Source organism: Pigmentiphaga sp. NML030171, from assembly GCF_002188635.1.
In the GTDB taxonomy this organism is placed as follows: domain Bacteria; phylum Pseudomonadota; class Gammaproteobacteria; order Burkholderiales; family Burkholderiaceae_B; genus Pigmentiphaga; species Pigmentiphaga daeguensis.
Genome location: NZ_NINX01000039.1, coordinates 82,921 through 96,086, shown reverse-complemented (window position 1 = coordinate 96,086; position 13,166 = coordinate 82,921). Strand labels below are relative to the sequence as shown.

Annotated in this window: 13 protein-coding genes; 8 read left to right on the top strand and 5 right to left on the bottom strand. The window is 68.5% G+C overall.

The genetic code is table 11. The features are described from left to right. Nucleotides 1–80: 80 nt before the first annotated feature. On the bottom strand, nucleotides 81–896 hold the full coding sequence (locus CDO46_RS19145; RefSeq protein WP_140416883.1) for a LuxR C-terminal-related transcriptional regulator: 816 nt from the start codon (nucleotides 894–896) through the stop codon (nucleotides 81–83). Between the two features lie 199 nt (nucleotides 897–1,095). On the opposite strand from CDO46_RS19145, the gene otsB reads away from it, so the two are divergent. Together otsB and otsA are read left to right on the top strand one after the other, a co-directional pair. Next, nucleotides 1,096–1,890 carry a trehalose-phosphatase gene (gene otsB, locus CDO46_RS19140; protein WP_176400791.1) on the top strand — a complete coding sequence of 265 codons (795 nt, stop codon included), beginning with the start codon at nucleotides 1,096–1,098 and terminating at the stop codon, nucleotides 1,888–1,890. Nucleotides 1,891–1,901: 11 nt separating this feature from the next. Continuing rightward, nucleotides 1,902–3,284, top strand: a complete 1,383-nt coding sequence (otsA, locus tag CDO46_RS19135; protein ID WP_087840071.1) for an alpha,alpha-trehalose-phosphate synthase (UDP-forming) — start codon at nucleotides 1,902–1,904, stop codon at nucleotides 3,282–3,284. A gap of 9 nt (nucleotides 3,285–3,293) precedes the next feature. On the opposite strand, the gene CDO46_RS19130 is transcribed toward otsA, so the two are convergent. Beyond that, nucleotides 3,294–4,019 carry a GntR family transcriptional regulator gene (locus CDO46_RS19130; protein WP_087840070.1) on the bottom strand — a complete coding sequence of 242 codons (726 nt, stop codon included), beginning with the start codon at nucleotides 4,017–4,019 and terminating at the stop codon, nucleotides 3,294–3,296. Between the two features lie 35 nt (nucleotides 4,020–4,054). Between CDO46_RS19130 and CDO46_RS19125 the strand changes: the two genes are divergently transcribed. From CDO46_RS19125 to CDO46_RS19105, 5 genes are read left to right on the top strand one after another with little or no spacing between them, the layout of a single operon-like run. Further along, the gene (locus CDO46_RS19125) at nucleotides 4,055–4,822 is read left to right on the top strand and encodes an FAD-linked oxidase C-terminal domain-containing protein (protein WP_176400790.1); all 768 of its coding nucleotides are present in this window, start codon (nucleotides 4,055–4,057) and stop codon (nucleotides 4,820–4,822) included. Next, nucleotides 4,819–5,796, top strand: coding sequence for an ABC transporter substrate-binding protein (locus CDO46_RS19120; RefSeq protein WP_087840068.1), 978 nt, complete (start codon nucleotides 4,819–4,821; stop codon nucleotides 5,794–5,796). Before CDO46_RS19125 ends, CDO46_RS19120 begins: the two co-directional genes overlap by 4 nt. A gap of 16 nt (nucleotides 5,797–5,812) precedes the next feature. Then, nucleotides 5,813–6,598 (top strand): ABC transporter ATP-binding protein, encoded by a 786-nt coding sequence (locus tag CDO46_RS19115; protein WP_087840067.1) that lies wholly within the window; start codon nucleotides 5,813–5,815, stop codon nucleotides 6,596–6,598. 40 nt (nucleotides 6,599–6,638) lie between these two features. Next, entirely contained in the window at nucleotides 6,639–7,538 is a 900-nt protein-coding gene (locus CDO46_RS19110) for an ABC transporter permease (RefSeq protein WP_087840066.1), read from the top strand. A gap of 31 nt (nucleotides 7,539–7,569) precedes the next feature. After that, entirely contained in the window at nucleotides 7,570–8,577 is a 1,008-nt protein-coding gene (locus tag CDO46_RS19105; protein WP_087840065.1) for a TauD/TfdA family dioxygenase, read from the top strand. 19 nt (nucleotides 8,578–8,596) lie between these two features. On the opposite strand, the gene CDO46_RS19100 is transcribed toward CDO46_RS19105, so the two are convergent. The 3 genes from CDO46_RS19100 to CDO46_RS19090 all read right to left on the bottom strand — a co-directional run bounded on the left by CDO46_RS19100 (nucleotide 8,597) and on the right by CDO46_RS19090 (nucleotide 10,883). Beyond that, nucleotides 8,597–9,535, bottom strand: a complete 939-nt coding sequence (locus CDO46_RS19100) for an ion transporter (protein ID WP_087840064.1) — start codon at nucleotides 9,533–9,535, stop codon at nucleotides 8,597–8,599. A 54-nt stretch (nucleotides 9,536–9,589) separates the two neighbouring features. Continuing rightward, nucleotides 9,590–9,922 carry a four-helix bundle copper-binding protein gene (locus CDO46_RS19095; protein ID WP_087840063.1) on the bottom strand — a complete coding sequence of 111 codons (333 nt, stop codon included), beginning with the start codon at nucleotides 9,920–9,922 and terminating at the stop codon, nucleotides 9,590–9,592. A 67-nt stretch (nucleotides 9,923–9,989) separates the two neighbouring features. Continuing rightward, the gene (locus tag CDO46_RS19090; RefSeq protein ID WP_087840062.1) at nucleotides 9,990–10,883 is read right to left on the bottom strand and encodes a ketopantoate reductase family protein; all 894 of its coding nucleotides are present in this window, start codon (nucleotides 10,881–10,883) and stop codon (nucleotides 9,990–9,992) included. A gap of 364 nt (nucleotides 10,884–11,247) precedes the next feature. On the opposite strand from CDO46_RS19090, the gene CDO46_RS19085 reads away from it, so the two are divergent. Further along, nucleotides 11,248–13,152 carry an ABC transporter ATP-binding protein gene (locus CDO46_RS19085; RefSeq protein WP_087840061.1) on the top strand — a complete coding sequence of 635 codons (1,905 nt, stop codon included), beginning with the start codon at nucleotides 11,248–11,250 and terminating at the stop codon, nucleotides 13,150–13,152. The last annotated feature ends 14 nt before the right edge of the window (nucleotides 13,153–13,166 follow it).

The window sequence follows — 13,166 nt, the reverse complement described above, 5'->3', positions numbered from 1 at the left end:
GCTCGCGCAGGAACGGCAGGAAGAAGCCTAAAGAGAAGACGCGGACGCGGCTGTCCCCTGCGTTGGGGACCGGGACAACCCTAGGCCTGGGACGGAGGCGCCAGGCCGTCCAGCGCGAGCGCGAACAGTTCGTTGCGATGGTGGATGCCCAGCCGCTCGAATGCCCGGTCGCGATAGGTCTTGACCGTGCCCGCCGAAATGCCCAGATCGGCGCCGATGCCTTCGTGCGTCCAGCCGCGCAGCAGCCGCTCGCATACCTCGCGCTCGCGGCGCGGCAGGGCCGCGAGCGGGGCCGGCTGGCACGCCGGCGGGCGGGCCGCGGCCCGGCGGCTGCGCAGGTGGCTTTCTATGCAGGCGATGAGCGGCGGCGCGAGGCCGCATATCAGGTCCAGCTCCGCGTCGCTGAACGCGGGCTGTTCGTCGCGGCGGTAGAGATTGATGGCGATCAGGTCGTCCTCTTCCCAGGCCGTGACCAGCGACACCCGCTCCCGCAGCGCATGGCGCGTGTAGATGCCGTCGCGATGCTCGCTCGGCAGCTCGGCCGCGTGCCAGTGCGTGACCACCGCGCCGCCGTGCAGCACCCGCTCCCTGGCCGCCTCGAACGTCTGGTCGTAACGGTACACGCCTTGCCGGTAGAACCGGAACGCGTCCCGGGTGTGGTCGGGAGCCTGGAAGCTGCCGGTGGCATGCAGCTCCGGCGGGCGGTGCTTGTGCAGGCTGTAGGTCGACCACCAGCACAGCGCGATCGCCGCATTGAGCTGCCGCAGCGCGGCGGTGTCGAAATCCTCGTGGCCCAGGCAGCCGATGACTCCCGCCATCGCGAAGGACGCGCGTTCCCGGGCATGGCGCCACGAGCCGTCTTCCGCACGGGGTTCATGGAGATGCACCAGCTGCATGATGTCCTCGTCTCGCTCCGCTCTTGTCGTTTGCCCGATAGCGTACCGTAAAACCGCGCGTTCGCCGCCCGCCCCCGCCAGGCCCCGCGCCGCATGGCACGGGGAGATAAATGGAAACAAAAACGCGCAAAATGAACACCCTCCCTGCGACACCCTTCCCTACCATTCCATCTGTGACTGTTGTCAAAACGATACGCGGATGACGCGTCAACGAACGATGACCGGATCGGAAGCAGGCAGACCTCCCCCGCTGGACCTGGCGCGATGCGCCTTGTTCCTCGACCTGGACGGCACGCTGGCCCCCATCGCCCCCAGCCCGGATGCGGCGCGGATTCCCGGCGCCACCCTGGCCCTGCTGCGGCGCCTGGCGCCGGCCACCGGCGGCGCGCTGGCCGTGGTGTCGGGCCGCTCGATAGAGGTGGTCGACCGCCTGCTGCATCCGTTGCGCCTGCCGGTCGCAGGCCTGCACGGCATCCAGTGGCGCGGCCCCGACGGCCAGGTATGGGAGCTGCCCGTGGACCGGGAGCGGGCGGCCCGCTTGCAGGCGCGCCTGCTTGACATCGCCGCCGGGCTGGCGGGCGTACACATGGAGGACAAGGGCATTTCGTTCGCCGTCCACTACCGGCATGCGCCGCACCAGGAAGCCCGGATCCGCCGGGACGTCGCGCAGGCCGCCTCGGCCTTCGCGCCGGACTACGTGCTGCAGTTCGGCAAGATGGTCGCCGAGGTCAAGCCGCGCGGCGCGGACAAGGGAAGCGCCGTCGAGCGATTCATGGCCGTCGCTCCCTTCGCGTCCCGGCTGCCCGTCATGGCGGGAGACGACCTGACCGACGAGGCGGCGTTCGCCGTCGTGGCGCGCCTGGGCGGCGTCTCGATCAAGATCGGCGATGGCGACACGTCGGCATCGTGGCGGCTGCCCGATCCCCCTTCCCTGGCCCGCTGGCTGGACGGCCTGTCCACGCGCGGGCCGGACGATGCTTCGCGCCACGAATAAAGGACCAGGACATGAGCAGACTCGTGATCGTTTCCAATCGTGTAGCGTCCGCGGCCGAAGGAAAGAGCAGCGCCGGCGGACTGGCCGTCGGCGTGCTCGATGCCCTCAAGCGGCAGGACGGGCTCTGGTTCGGATGGAACGGCAAGATCGAGGACAGCGCCGACGCGGAGGTCTCCTTCCATCGCATCGGCCGTATCGACTGCGCGACCACCGCCCTGTCGCGTAGCGAGTACGACCTCTACTATCGCGGGTTCGCCAACGGCACGCTCTGGCCGACTTTCCATTACCGCATCGACCTCAGCCGCTACGATGCCCGCGAATACGAGGGCTACCTGGCCGTCAACGAGCGGCTAGCCGGCATGCTCAGGGAACTGGTCGGCGAGGACGACCGGCTCTGGATACACGACTATCACCTGATACCCTTCGCCCGCGCATGCCGGCGCCTGGGCATGCGCAACCGTATCGGCTTCTTCCTTCATACGCCCTTTCCGTCCGAGGGCATCCTGCGCACCGTCCCGCCCCACCGCGACCTGATCGAGGCCATGTGCGAGTACGACCTGGTGGGCTTCCAGACACGCGGCGATGCGCAGGCCTTCCTGGATTACGCACACAGGCGTCTCGGGCTGCCCATGCAAGGCGACACGCTGCGCGCGCCGTCAGGACCGGTGCGCGTCGGCCACTATCCCATCGGCATCCTGCCCGACGACATCCAGAGCAAATCCAAGGCGCGCAGCCGCTCCAAGCTGGTCGCCACGCTCAAGCAGGGGCTGCAGGAGCGCAAGCTCATCATCAGCGTGGACCGGCTGGACTATAGCAAGGGCATGGTCGAACGCTTCAACGCCTTCGAAAGGCTGCTGGAGTCCCGGCCCGCCTATCGCGGCCAGGTCAGCTTCCTGCAGATCGCGCCGCCCTCGCGCTCGGACGTCGAGGGCTATCGCCACATCCGCAGGCAGCTCGAAAGCACGGCCGGCCACATCAACGGCCGCTGGACGGAACTGTCGTGGACGCCCATCCGCTACATGAACCGCGCCTACGAACGCGCCGCGCTGCTGTCCTTCTTCCGTGCCTCGCAGGTCGGCTTCGTCACGCCGCTGCGCGACGGCATGAACCTCGTGGCCAAGGAATACGTGGCGGCCCAGGAGCCCGAGGATCCCGGCGTGCTGGTCCTGTCCGAATTCGCGGGTGCCGCCGACGAACTTGCCGACGGCGCGATCATCGTCAATCCCTACGATATCGACGCCATGGCCCGCGCCCTGGACCGCGCCCTGGACATGCCGCTGGAGGAGCGGCGCGAGCGCCACGAACACATGATGCAACTGCTCAAGGACAACAGCATCAAGCAGTGGCGCGATCACTTCCTGGCGGACCTGGAGCCCCCCGCGGTCGCCGCCTGAGGCCGCCGTTCAGCGCTGGCGCGCTTCTTCCAACAGCCGCTCCGCGATCTCGATCGCGATGTCCACCATCCGGCGCATGTGCTGGCGGGCGAAATGCTCGGCCGCGACCGGGTCGCCGTGCAGCACCGCGCGGGCGATGTCGACGTGGTCCGACAGGTTCAGCAGCCAGTTCTCGCGGCTCAGGTCCCTGAAGTAGATCGTGTGCAGGATCGGGTAGTTGTACTGGTCCAGCAGTTCGCCCACGTCCGGGATACCCGACATGTTGTTGATGGCCCGATGGAAGCGGCCGTTCTCGGCGCGATGGTTGCGCGGGTCGTCGGCGCGCCTCTGGGTCTCGATGTCGTCCAGCAGCGCCAGGACGATCTCGCGATTGCCCGGTTCGTCCGCGTGCTCGGCCGCGGCACGCGCGCCCAGGCCGGAGATGACCTCGCGGATGCGGAACTGGGCGACGATGTCCTCGCGTCCGGGCGTGGCCACCGTCGCGCCCCGATTGGGCTCGATGCGCACGAAGCGATTGGTCTCCAGGCGCCGGAAGGCCTCCCTGACCGAACTGCGGCTTACGCCCAGGTCCCGGGTGACGTCGGTCTCGACGATGCGCTGTCCCGGCTTGTAGACCCCATCGACGATACGGCGGGCGATCTCGTTCAGCACGAAATCCGACACGCTGCCGGAACGGGCCGGCTCGGCCTGCGGCGGCTGGTAGAAGGGCACGAAGGAGCTCGGATCTTTCGCCATGGTCGGGGGGACGAGCCGTTGCGGACATAGGAACCGTGGCGCTCGGCCTCCAGGACCTGGACCAGGTATTGCGCGCGCTGGCGGGCTGCCGCGCCGATTTCGGCCCCATGCTGACCTCGTTCGAAGTCATGTGGCGGGATTTCGTGGACTTCGTCGCGCGGGGACTGGGCGTGGGCCGCGATCCCTTCGACGGTGCCTGCGGCTATGTCGTGCTGCTCGAACTCTCCTGCTACGACCGCCAGCCGGCGCGCGACGAGGCACGCATCATGGACGCGCTGGAAGCCTTGTCCGACAGCCTGGGCACCCCCCACGTCGTCGTCGCCAAGTCCTTGTCCGAGGCGGCCGAGCTCTGGCGCATGCGCGACGCATCCGGCGAAGCGGCACGCCACCTCGGCGCCTACCTGTCCTTCGACGTCAGCATTCCGACCGGCGAGCTCCAGGCCTGCCTGCCGCGCATCTACGCGGGCCTGGACGCCATCGATCCCGCCCTGCGGCGCCTGACCTACGGCCACCTGGGCGACGGCAACGTGCACCTGCTGGTCGGCTGCGAAGGCCCTGCCGCCGAACACGTCGAGCATCTGGTCTACCACGAGGTGATGCGCTGCGGCGGCTCGATCTCGGCCGAACACGGCATCGGGCTCGAAAAGAACCGGGTCTTCCAGTCGCTCTACCCGGCCGCGGAGCTCGACGCCATGCGCCGCATCAAACTCGCCTTCGATCCCGGCGCCATGCTCGGCCGGGACCGCGTCTTCGGCCTGTCCCGCCCACCCTCCTCCACCCGTCCTGCCCCGGAGCTGCCATGAAGCCTGTCCTGATCCTCCAAGCCGCGCGACTCGCCGCCTGCGTGTCGCTGGCCTGTGCCGCATCGATCGCCCACGCCCAGCAGACCTACAAGGTCGCCATCGCGCAGTTCGGTCCCGACCATACGCTGGACACGCTGGTGTCGAGCTTCAAGAAGGAACTGGCCAGGCAGGGACTGAAGGTGGTCTACGACGAAGGCCACGTGAACTTCGACCGCTCGCTCGCCCCCCAGTTGCTGAACCGCGAAGCCGCGGGCAAGCCCGACCTCATGCTGACCATCACCACGCCGCTCACCCAGACCGCCAAGCAGGTGCTCGTCAGCCGCAGCTTCCCCATCGTGTTCGGCGCCGTCGCCAACCCCGTCGCCGCCAAGCTGGTGCCATCCTGGGACCGGGGCGACACGCTGATGACCGGCGGTTCCAACCTGCCCAACATGGAGGCGTCGGTCGGTTTCATCAAGCAGCTCACGCCCGGGGTCAAGCGGCTGGGCTTCATCTACAACCCCGGCGACGATGCCGATCTCGGCTTCCTGAACGCGCTCGAGAAGGTCGTCGGCAAGTACGACCTCACCCTGGTGAAGGTGGGCGTGGACAACGCCAACGACATACCTACCCGCGTCTCGTCGCTGCAAGGGCGCGCCGACGCGTTGATGGTGCCGGCCTCGAGCATGCTGATTCCGGCCGCCGCCGCCATCGCCTCGGTCACCAACCGCATCAAGCTGCCCACCTACAGCCCCAATGTCGATAACGTGGCCCAGCACCATTTCCTGGCCGCGATGACGGTCGAGTACAGCAGCCTGGGAACCAGCGTGGGCCGCATCGCCGCCGACATCCTGCGCGGCAAGAAGCCTTCGGACATTCCCGTATCGGTCCCTGCCGTGGAAGACCATGCGGTCAAGATCAGCGGGCGCCGGCTCAAGGACCTCGGCATCGCGCTGCCGGAGTCGCTGAAGAACTGCAACTGCGTCGTCGACTGACGCGCCGGAGTTCCTCATGATCGAGCTTGCAGCCGTCGACGTCGTGTTCTATCCGGGCACTCCGGATGAACGCATCGCGCTCGACCGACTGGACCTGGCCCTGGAGAACGGCAGCTTCTGTGTCGTGGTGGGCACCAACGGCGCCGGCAAGAGCACCTTGCTGAACGTGCTGGCCGGCGCGGTGCGGCCGCGCGCCGGCCGTACCGTCATCGACGGTACCGATGTCTCGTCCTGGCCCGTGCATCGGCGCGCGCAATGGGTCTCGCGCGTATTCCAGGACCCCATGGTCGGCACGGCGCCCGCGCTGTCCATCGAGGAGAACCTGGCCTTCGCCGCCATGCGCGGCCGCCGGCGCGGACTGCGCATGGCGCTCAATCCGCGCAACCGGGCCCATTTCCGCGACGAACTCGCGCGCTTCGGCCTGGGCCTGGAAAACCGCATGGGCGCGCCCGCCGGGCTGCTCTCGGGCGGCCAGCGGCAGGTGCTCGCGCTGCTGATGGCGGCGCTGAACCGTCCGCGCATCCTGTTGCTGGACGAGCACACCGCCGCGCTCGATCCGCGCACGGCGCAACTCGTCATGCAGGCGACCCGCCGCATCGTGGCCGAGCAGCGGCTGACGACCCTGATGATCACGCACAACATGGCGCATGCGCTGGACTATGGCGACCGCCTGCTGATGATGGAGTGCGGACGCATCAAGCTGGACATCGGCCGCGACGAGAAGCCGCGCCTGACCATCAACGACCTGGTCCAGCGTTTCGGCCAGGCCGACGACCAGATCCTGCTGCAGGCCAGCGCATGAACGCGTCCTCCCGCATGCCCGCCGCCCTACGGAGCTGAACGTGGAAGTCCTGAACACCTTCTATCACCTCGTCCCCATCACGGCCGTCCAGGGATTGCTGTATGCCTTCGTCGCCATGGGCGTGATGATCCCCTTCCGGCTGCTGAACGTGCCCGACCTGACCGCCGAGGGCGCCTTTCCGCTGGGCGGCTGCCTGGTCGCGGCGTTGATCACGGCGGGACTGCATCCGCTCCTCGGCACCCTGGCGGCGGCCGGCGCGGGCTTCCTGGCCGGCGCCGTCACCGCGCTGATCCACCTGAAATTCCGCGTCCATTCGCTGTTGGCCGGCATCCTGACCATCACCATGCTGTGGAGCGTCGACCTGCGTGTCATGGGCAAGCCCAACACCCCCCTGTTCGGGCTGCCGAACCTGTACGACTGGATAGACCCGGCCATCATGCAAAGCCTGGCGCTGCAGGGCGGACTGCTGCTGGCGGCGCTGGTCGTGCTGGTGCTGCTGCTGTGGTGGGGCCTGCACACCGACGTCGGCCTGGCCCTGCGCGGCGTCGGCGCCAACAGCCAGCTCGCGCCGGCGCTCGCGGTCGACTCCACGCGCTACATCGTGTTCGGCCTGGGGCTGGCCAACGCCATCACCGCCGCGGCGGGCGCGCTGCTGGCCCAGAGCCAGGGCTACGGCGACGTCAACATGGGCTTCGGCATGCTGATCAACGGCCTGGCCGCGCTCATCATCGGCGAGGCCATCATCGGCCGCCGCACGCTGCTGCGCCAGCTGTGCGCGCCGGTGGTCGGCTCGCTGCTGTACTACCAGCTCAGTTCGCTGGTGCTGTCCTTCGGACTGATGCCGTCCGACCTCAAGCTGGTCACCGGCCTCTTCGTCCTCGCCACCATAGGCTGGCCCATCCTCAGGGGCCGCGCCCGCGCCGGCTCCATCGCCGGATGAGCCCTCCGTCCACCCCACACAGGAGCCACCCATGACGGAAATGCTGCAACAGCCCTATACCGGCCCCAGCGCCTGGACCCGCCCCCAGATGGAGGCCGACAAGAGCTGGATCTACACGCTGTCGCCGGCCGAGGTCGACGAGATCCGCGGCGCGGTCGCCGCCGCCCGGGCCACGGGCAAGCCGCTGGAATCCATCTCGCGCGCGGACTTCCCGCTGGCCGGCCTGTCGGACCGGCTGGCGGCGCTGGGCGAGGAACTGGAGAACGGTCGCGGCTTCGAGATGTGGCGCGGCCTGCCGGTGGAAGACTGGAGCCTGGAGGAGCGCAGCATCGCCTACTGGGGGTTGGGACAATACCTGGGCGACGCGGTGGTGCAGAACGCGCGCGGCGAGCTGTTCGGCCACGTGCGCGACACCACGGCCGGCGCCGACCCGCAGACCAATGCCAACACGCGCTTCTACCACACCAACCGCGCGGCCCCGTTCCACGTGGACGGCGCCGACATCGTCGGCCTGATGTGCGTGCGCACCGCCAAGGCCGGCGGCGCCGGCCTGGTGGTCAGTTCCACCAGCATCTACAACGCGCTGCTGCGCGACCACCCCGACATGATTCCGCTGCTGTACGAGCCACTGTGGTTCGACCACCGGGGCGAGCGCAACGCGGTCACCGGCCAGCCCTACTGGGTCACGTCCATCTGCGGCTGGACCAACGGCAAGCTGTCCATGATGTACCTGCGCAACTTCATCGAATCGGCGCAGCGCTACGAGGGCGCGCCGCCGCTGACCGAGCGCCACCGCAAGCTGCTGGAGCTGATCGATCACTACGCGGAATCACCCGAACTGTGCCTGTCCATGGAGTTCCTGCCCGGCGACATACAGTGGCTGAACAATCACATGACGCTGCACTCGCGCACCGAATTCCTGGACTGGGAAGAGGACGAACGCAAGCGCTGGCTGATGCGCCTGTGGCTGAACCGGCGCGAGCGCAACCGCTACACCGACACCTACGGCTACTACGGCATCGCGCCCGACGCGAAATGAGCGCCGGGGTGCCCGAGCCTCAGCGCTCGCGCCCCGCCGGCTCCAGCGCGGCGCCGCAGTGCTTGCAATAGTTCGCATCATGGTCGAGGCCCGGCGTCAGGCATGCCTGGCAGGTACGGGCCGCCGCCCGGCGCCGCGCGCTTTCGGCCAGCGTCATCTCCATGGTCACGATACCGGTCGGCACGGCCAGGATGCCCCAGCCCAGCAGCATCATGACCGAGGCGATGAACCGCCCCAGCGCCGTATGCGGCGTGATGTCGCCGAACCCCACCGTGGCGATGGTGGAGATCGCCCAGTAGACGCCCACGGGAATGCTGGTGAAGCCGTACCGCGGACCTTCCACCACGTACATGATCGTACCCATGACCAGCACGATCAGCAGCACCACCGACAGGAAGACCATGATCTTGCGGGACGAGGCGCGCAGCGCCCGGCCCATCATCAGGTACTCCTCGGTGAAGAGGCGCAGCTTGAACACCCGGAAGATGCGCAATAGGCGCAGCACGCGTATGCCGATCAGGAAAGCCAGGTTGGGGGCCAGCAGCGCCGCGTAGGTGGGCAGGAAGGCCAGCAGGTCCACCACGCCGTAGAAGCTGGTCGCATAGCGCAAGGGGCGCCGCACGCACAGCAGCCGCAGCACGTACTCGATCGTGAACAGGACGGTGAAGGCCCATTCGAGGGGGCCGAACAGCCCGCCCAGGCGCTGCGACAGGAAGGCCACGCTGTCGGCCATGATCACGGCCAGGCTGGCCAGGATGGCCACGAACAGCAACTGGTCGAATCGCTTGCCGGCGGCCGTGCCGGTTTCGAACATCACCGCATACAGCGACCGCCTCCATCCCTTGTCCGGCCTGCCGAAGGCTTCGGCGATGTCGTGCTCGCGCTTCGTCGATGGAGTGTCCTGGACCACGCCCGCTCCCGCGCCAGGCGCGGTCCGGCGGCCCGCACGCTCTGGCATGGGGAATCATAGGATAAGCGCCGGGCACCCGCCAAGGCGCCCGGGGCCGCCGGCTCAGGCCGCCATGCGCTCGCAGGCATCGGCGCAGCTACGGCAGTCGGCCGCGCACTGGTCCATGCCGTCCAGGCCGTCGCAGCTGTCGGCGCACTGCCGGCAGATCGAGGCGCAGTCGGCGCACACGTGGCGATGCTGCGGAACGCCGATCAACATGAAATGAGCGGCGATGCGGCATATCTCGGCGCACGCCATCATCAGGCGGAAATGGGGCGGCGCGACGTGCGCCCCGCCCCGCTCCAGGCAATGGTTCATGGCGGAACCCAGGCAGGACTGGTAGCAGCGCAGGCAGGCGTCCACGCACACCTGCATTTCCTTGGGTACGGCATTCATCGTTCACCTCCGGATAACGTCCATGGGCAGCCCCGCCCGGCAGCACGTTCCGTTCCCGGAGCCGATCTCAGCCCCTGCGCGACTCCAGCAGCTTCACCAGGCTGTGGAGCATGCGGTTGGCCGGCGTGGGCACCCGCAGCTGGCCGCCCTTGCGGACGATGTAGCCGTTCAGGTGATCGATCTCGCTCGGCTTGCCGCGCGCGAGGTCCTGCGCGGTGGACGACAGTTGCGTAGGCATCGTGCGGCTGATGCGCAGCACCGCCTCCCAGGTATCCCCCGGCACCGCCACGCCGGCGGCGGCCGCCACCGCCAGGCACTCGTCCACCACGTCGCGCATGGCGTCCAGCACCCCTTCGCCCTCCACCAGCCGGCCATAGGGCAATTGCGTCGCGGCCGACAAGGCGTTGTAGGCGCAGTTCAGGATGAGCTTGGCCCAGAGCTCGCCCATGGCATTGCCTGACACCGTGGCCGGGATGCCGGCGGCGCTCAGGACACCGGCCGCCTCGTCGCTGCGGGGCGACGGCCCCAGCACGAGCTCGCCGCGCCCGTGATGGCGCACGTGCCCCGCGCCCGCCATCTCCACCGCCACGTAGACCACGGCCGGAACCACCGGCTGCGGCAGCAGGGCCTGCAGGCGCTCGGCGTTGTCGACCCCGTTCTGCAGGCTGAGCACGACGGCGTCGGCATCCAGGTGCGGGGCGACCTGCCGGCCCGCGTCCTCGGTGTCGGTGGACTTCACGCAGAACAGCAAGAGTTTCGCGCCGGCGACGTCCGCGGGATCTTCGCTGGCCCGCGCCGGCACGTGGCCTTGAAAGGACTTCGTCTCCAGCAAGAGGCCTTGCCGCCGGACCGCCTCCACGTGCGCGGCGCGGCCCACCAGCACCACGTCGTGGCCGGCGCGGGCCAGTATCGCGCCGTAGTAGCTGCCGACCGCGCCGGCTCCCATCACTGCTATCTTCATGTCCACCTCTGCAACTGGAGTCATTCGTTCCGGCAGGCCATGCCGCAGCACAAGTGTATGCCGGCGGCCACATTCGCCCGCCTGCGCCATTGCCCCGCCCGGGCACGGGCTGCTAGACTTTATGTTCGGCTTTTTGCCATCACTTTCACAACCCATCCAGGAGACGCAAAATGATCAATACGCGCATCGTCGTCTCCGGACCGGCTCCCCGGCACCTCTAGGTTGCCCCCGCGGGCGGTTTTCCTGCCTGCAATCACTCCCGGACGGTTTCCTGCCCTGCGCACGCCACAAGCGCGCGATGGCCCGTCCGTTTCCTGTTCCGACTTTGGAGACCCCGCTCCACCGCGAGCCGGGGCTGTCGCAAATGGCATCGAAGAAACTCGACTTCCGCGGACAGTCCTACAAGGACGTCCTTGGCTTCACTTTTCGCCACTGGGCCGAACAGCCCTGGCGCATCCTGACCATCATCGTCGCGGTCCTGCTGTCCACGCTGGCCAGTGTCGTGACGCCGCTGTACGCCGGCCGCCTGGTCGATGCCGTGGCCTCCGGCGCAGCCAGCGACACGGCGGCCTGGCAGGCCGCCATCACCGCATTCTGGATACTGGCCGCGCTGGGCGTGGGCGCCACGCTGCTGCGCCAGGTGGTATTCCTGAGCCTGACCTTCCTCACGCTCAAGATGATGAGCAAGATCGCGGGCAACGCCTTCCATCGCGTGCAGCGCTTCTCGACCGACTGGCATGCCAACAGCTTCGCCGGCTCCACCGTGCGCAAGATCACGCGCGGCATGTGGGCGCTCGACCTCCTGAACGACACGCTGCTGGTCGCCCTGCTGCCGTCCCTGGTCATGCTGGCGGGAGCGACCGTCCTGCTGGGCGCCACCTGGCCGCTGATGGGCGCGGTCATCGGCCTGGGATCGCTGCTGTACGTGGCATTGACGGTCATGTTGTCGCTCGGCTTCGTCGCGCCCGCCGCGCGCCTGGCCAACGCCTGGGACACGCGCATGGGCGGCGCGCTGGCCGACTCCATCACCTGCAACGCGGTGGTCAAGGCCTTCGGCGCCGAGGACCGCGAGGAAACCCGCCTGGCGCGGGTGATCCGCAAGTGGCGCATGCGTACCCGGCGCACCTGGGTGCGCGGCACGATCAACGGCGGCGTCCAGGGCGCGATGCTCGTGCTGATGCAGGCCGCCATCCTGGGCACGGCGCTGCTGCTGTGGTCGCGCGGGCAGGCCAGCGTGGGCGACATCACCTTCGCGCTGACGACCTTCTTCATGTTGCAAGGCTACCTGCGCGACGTGGGCATGGACATCCGCAACCTCCAACGCTCCATCAACGACATGGAAGAGCTGGTCGCGCTGGAACGCCAGCCGCTGGGCATCGAGGACCGCCCGGGGGCGCCGGACATCGCCATCGGCCCCGGAGAGATCCGCTTCGAGCACGTGGACTTCCGCTACGGCACCCACGACACGCCGCTCTACCGCGACTTCTCGATACGGATCGCGCCGGGCCAGCGGGTTGGCCTGGTCGGCCACTCCGGTTCGGGCAAGACGACGTTCATCAAGCTGATCCAGCGCCTGTACGACGTCAGCGGCGGCCGCATCACCATCGACGGCCAGGATATCTCCGCCGTGCGCCAGGCCTCGCTGCGCCAGCAGATCGCCATCGTGCAGCAGGAACCCATCCTGTTCCACCGCTCGCTGGCCGAGAACATCGCCTATGCCCGGCCTGACGCCACGCGCGCTCAAATCGAGCGCGCCGCGCGACTGGCCAGCGCCCATGACTTCATCATGGCCCTGCCCCACGGCTACGAGACCCTGGTGGGCGAGCGCGGCGTCAAGCTGTCCGGCGGCGAGCGCCAGCGCGTCGCGCTGGCTCGCGCCTTCCTGGCCGATGCGCCCATCCTGATCCTGGACGAGGCCACCTCCAGCCTGGACAGCGAAAGCGAGGTGCTGATCCAGCAGGCCATGGAACGCCTGATGGAAGGCCGCACCACGCTGGTCGTGGCGCACCGGCTGTCCACCGTCCGCGCGCTCGACCGCCTGCTGGTGATGGACAAGGGCCGCGTCGTCGAGGAAGGCACGCACGAGGCGCTGATCCGCATCGAGGACGGCGTCTATCGCCGGCTGTTCGAGAAGCAGGCCCTGGAACTGACCAAGGGCCTGTTGCTGGACGGCAATGCGTTGCGCCGCGCCGACGACGAGGACTGGCTGGCCGATCCGGACTCGCTGGTCGAGGATCCGGCCGATGCGCCGATGCCTCCGGGCAGGTAGTCCTTCCGCCGGGG

Excerpts from the sequence above, each read along its gene's own strand:
- CDO46_RS19145 (WP_140416883.1), bottom strand. The coding sequence starts at position 896 with ATGCAGCTGGTGCATCTCCATGAACCCCGTGCGGAAGACGGCTCGTGG.
- otsB (WP_176400791.1), top strand. The coding sequence starts at position 1,096 with ATGACGCGTCAACGAACGATGACCGGATCGGAAGCAGGCAGACCTCCC.
- otsA (WP_087840071.1), top strand. The coding sequence starts at position 1,902 with ATGAGCAGACTCGTGATCGTTTCCAATCGTGTAGCGTCCGCGGCCGAA.
- CDO46_RS19130 (WP_087840070.1), bottom strand. The coding sequence starts at position 4,019 with ATGGCGAAAGATCCGAGCTCCTTCGTGCCCTTCTACCAGCCGCCGCAG.
- CDO46_RS19120 (WP_087840068.1), top strand. The coding sequence starts at position 4,819 with ATGAAGCCTGTCCTGATCCTCCAAGCCGCGCGACTCGCCGCCTGCGTG.
- CDO46_RS19115 (WP_087840067.1), top strand. The coding sequence starts at position 5,813 with ATGATCGAGCTTGCAGCCGTCGACGTCGTGTTCTATCCGGGCACTCCG.
- CDO46_RS19105 (WP_087840065.1), top strand. The coding sequence starts at position 7,570 with ATGACGGAAATGCTGCAACAGCCCTATACCGGCCCCAGCGCCTGGACC.
- CDO46_RS19100 (WP_087840064.1), bottom strand. The coding sequence starts at position 9,535 with ATGCCAGAGCGTGCGGGCCGCCGGACCGCGCCTGGCGCGGGAGCGGGC.
- CDO46_RS19095 (WP_087840063.1), bottom strand. The coding sequence starts at position 9,922 with ATGAATGCCGTACCCAAGGAAATGCAGGTGTGCGTGGACGCCTGCCTG.
- CDO46_RS19090 (WP_087840062.1), bottom strand. The coding sequence starts at position 10,883 with ATGAAGATAGCAGTGATGGGAGCCGGCGCGGTCGGCAGCTACTACGGC.
- CDO46_RS19085 (WP_087840061.1), top strand. The coding sequence starts at position 11,248 with ATGGCATCGAAGAAACTCGACTTCCGCGGACAGTCCTACAAGGACGTC.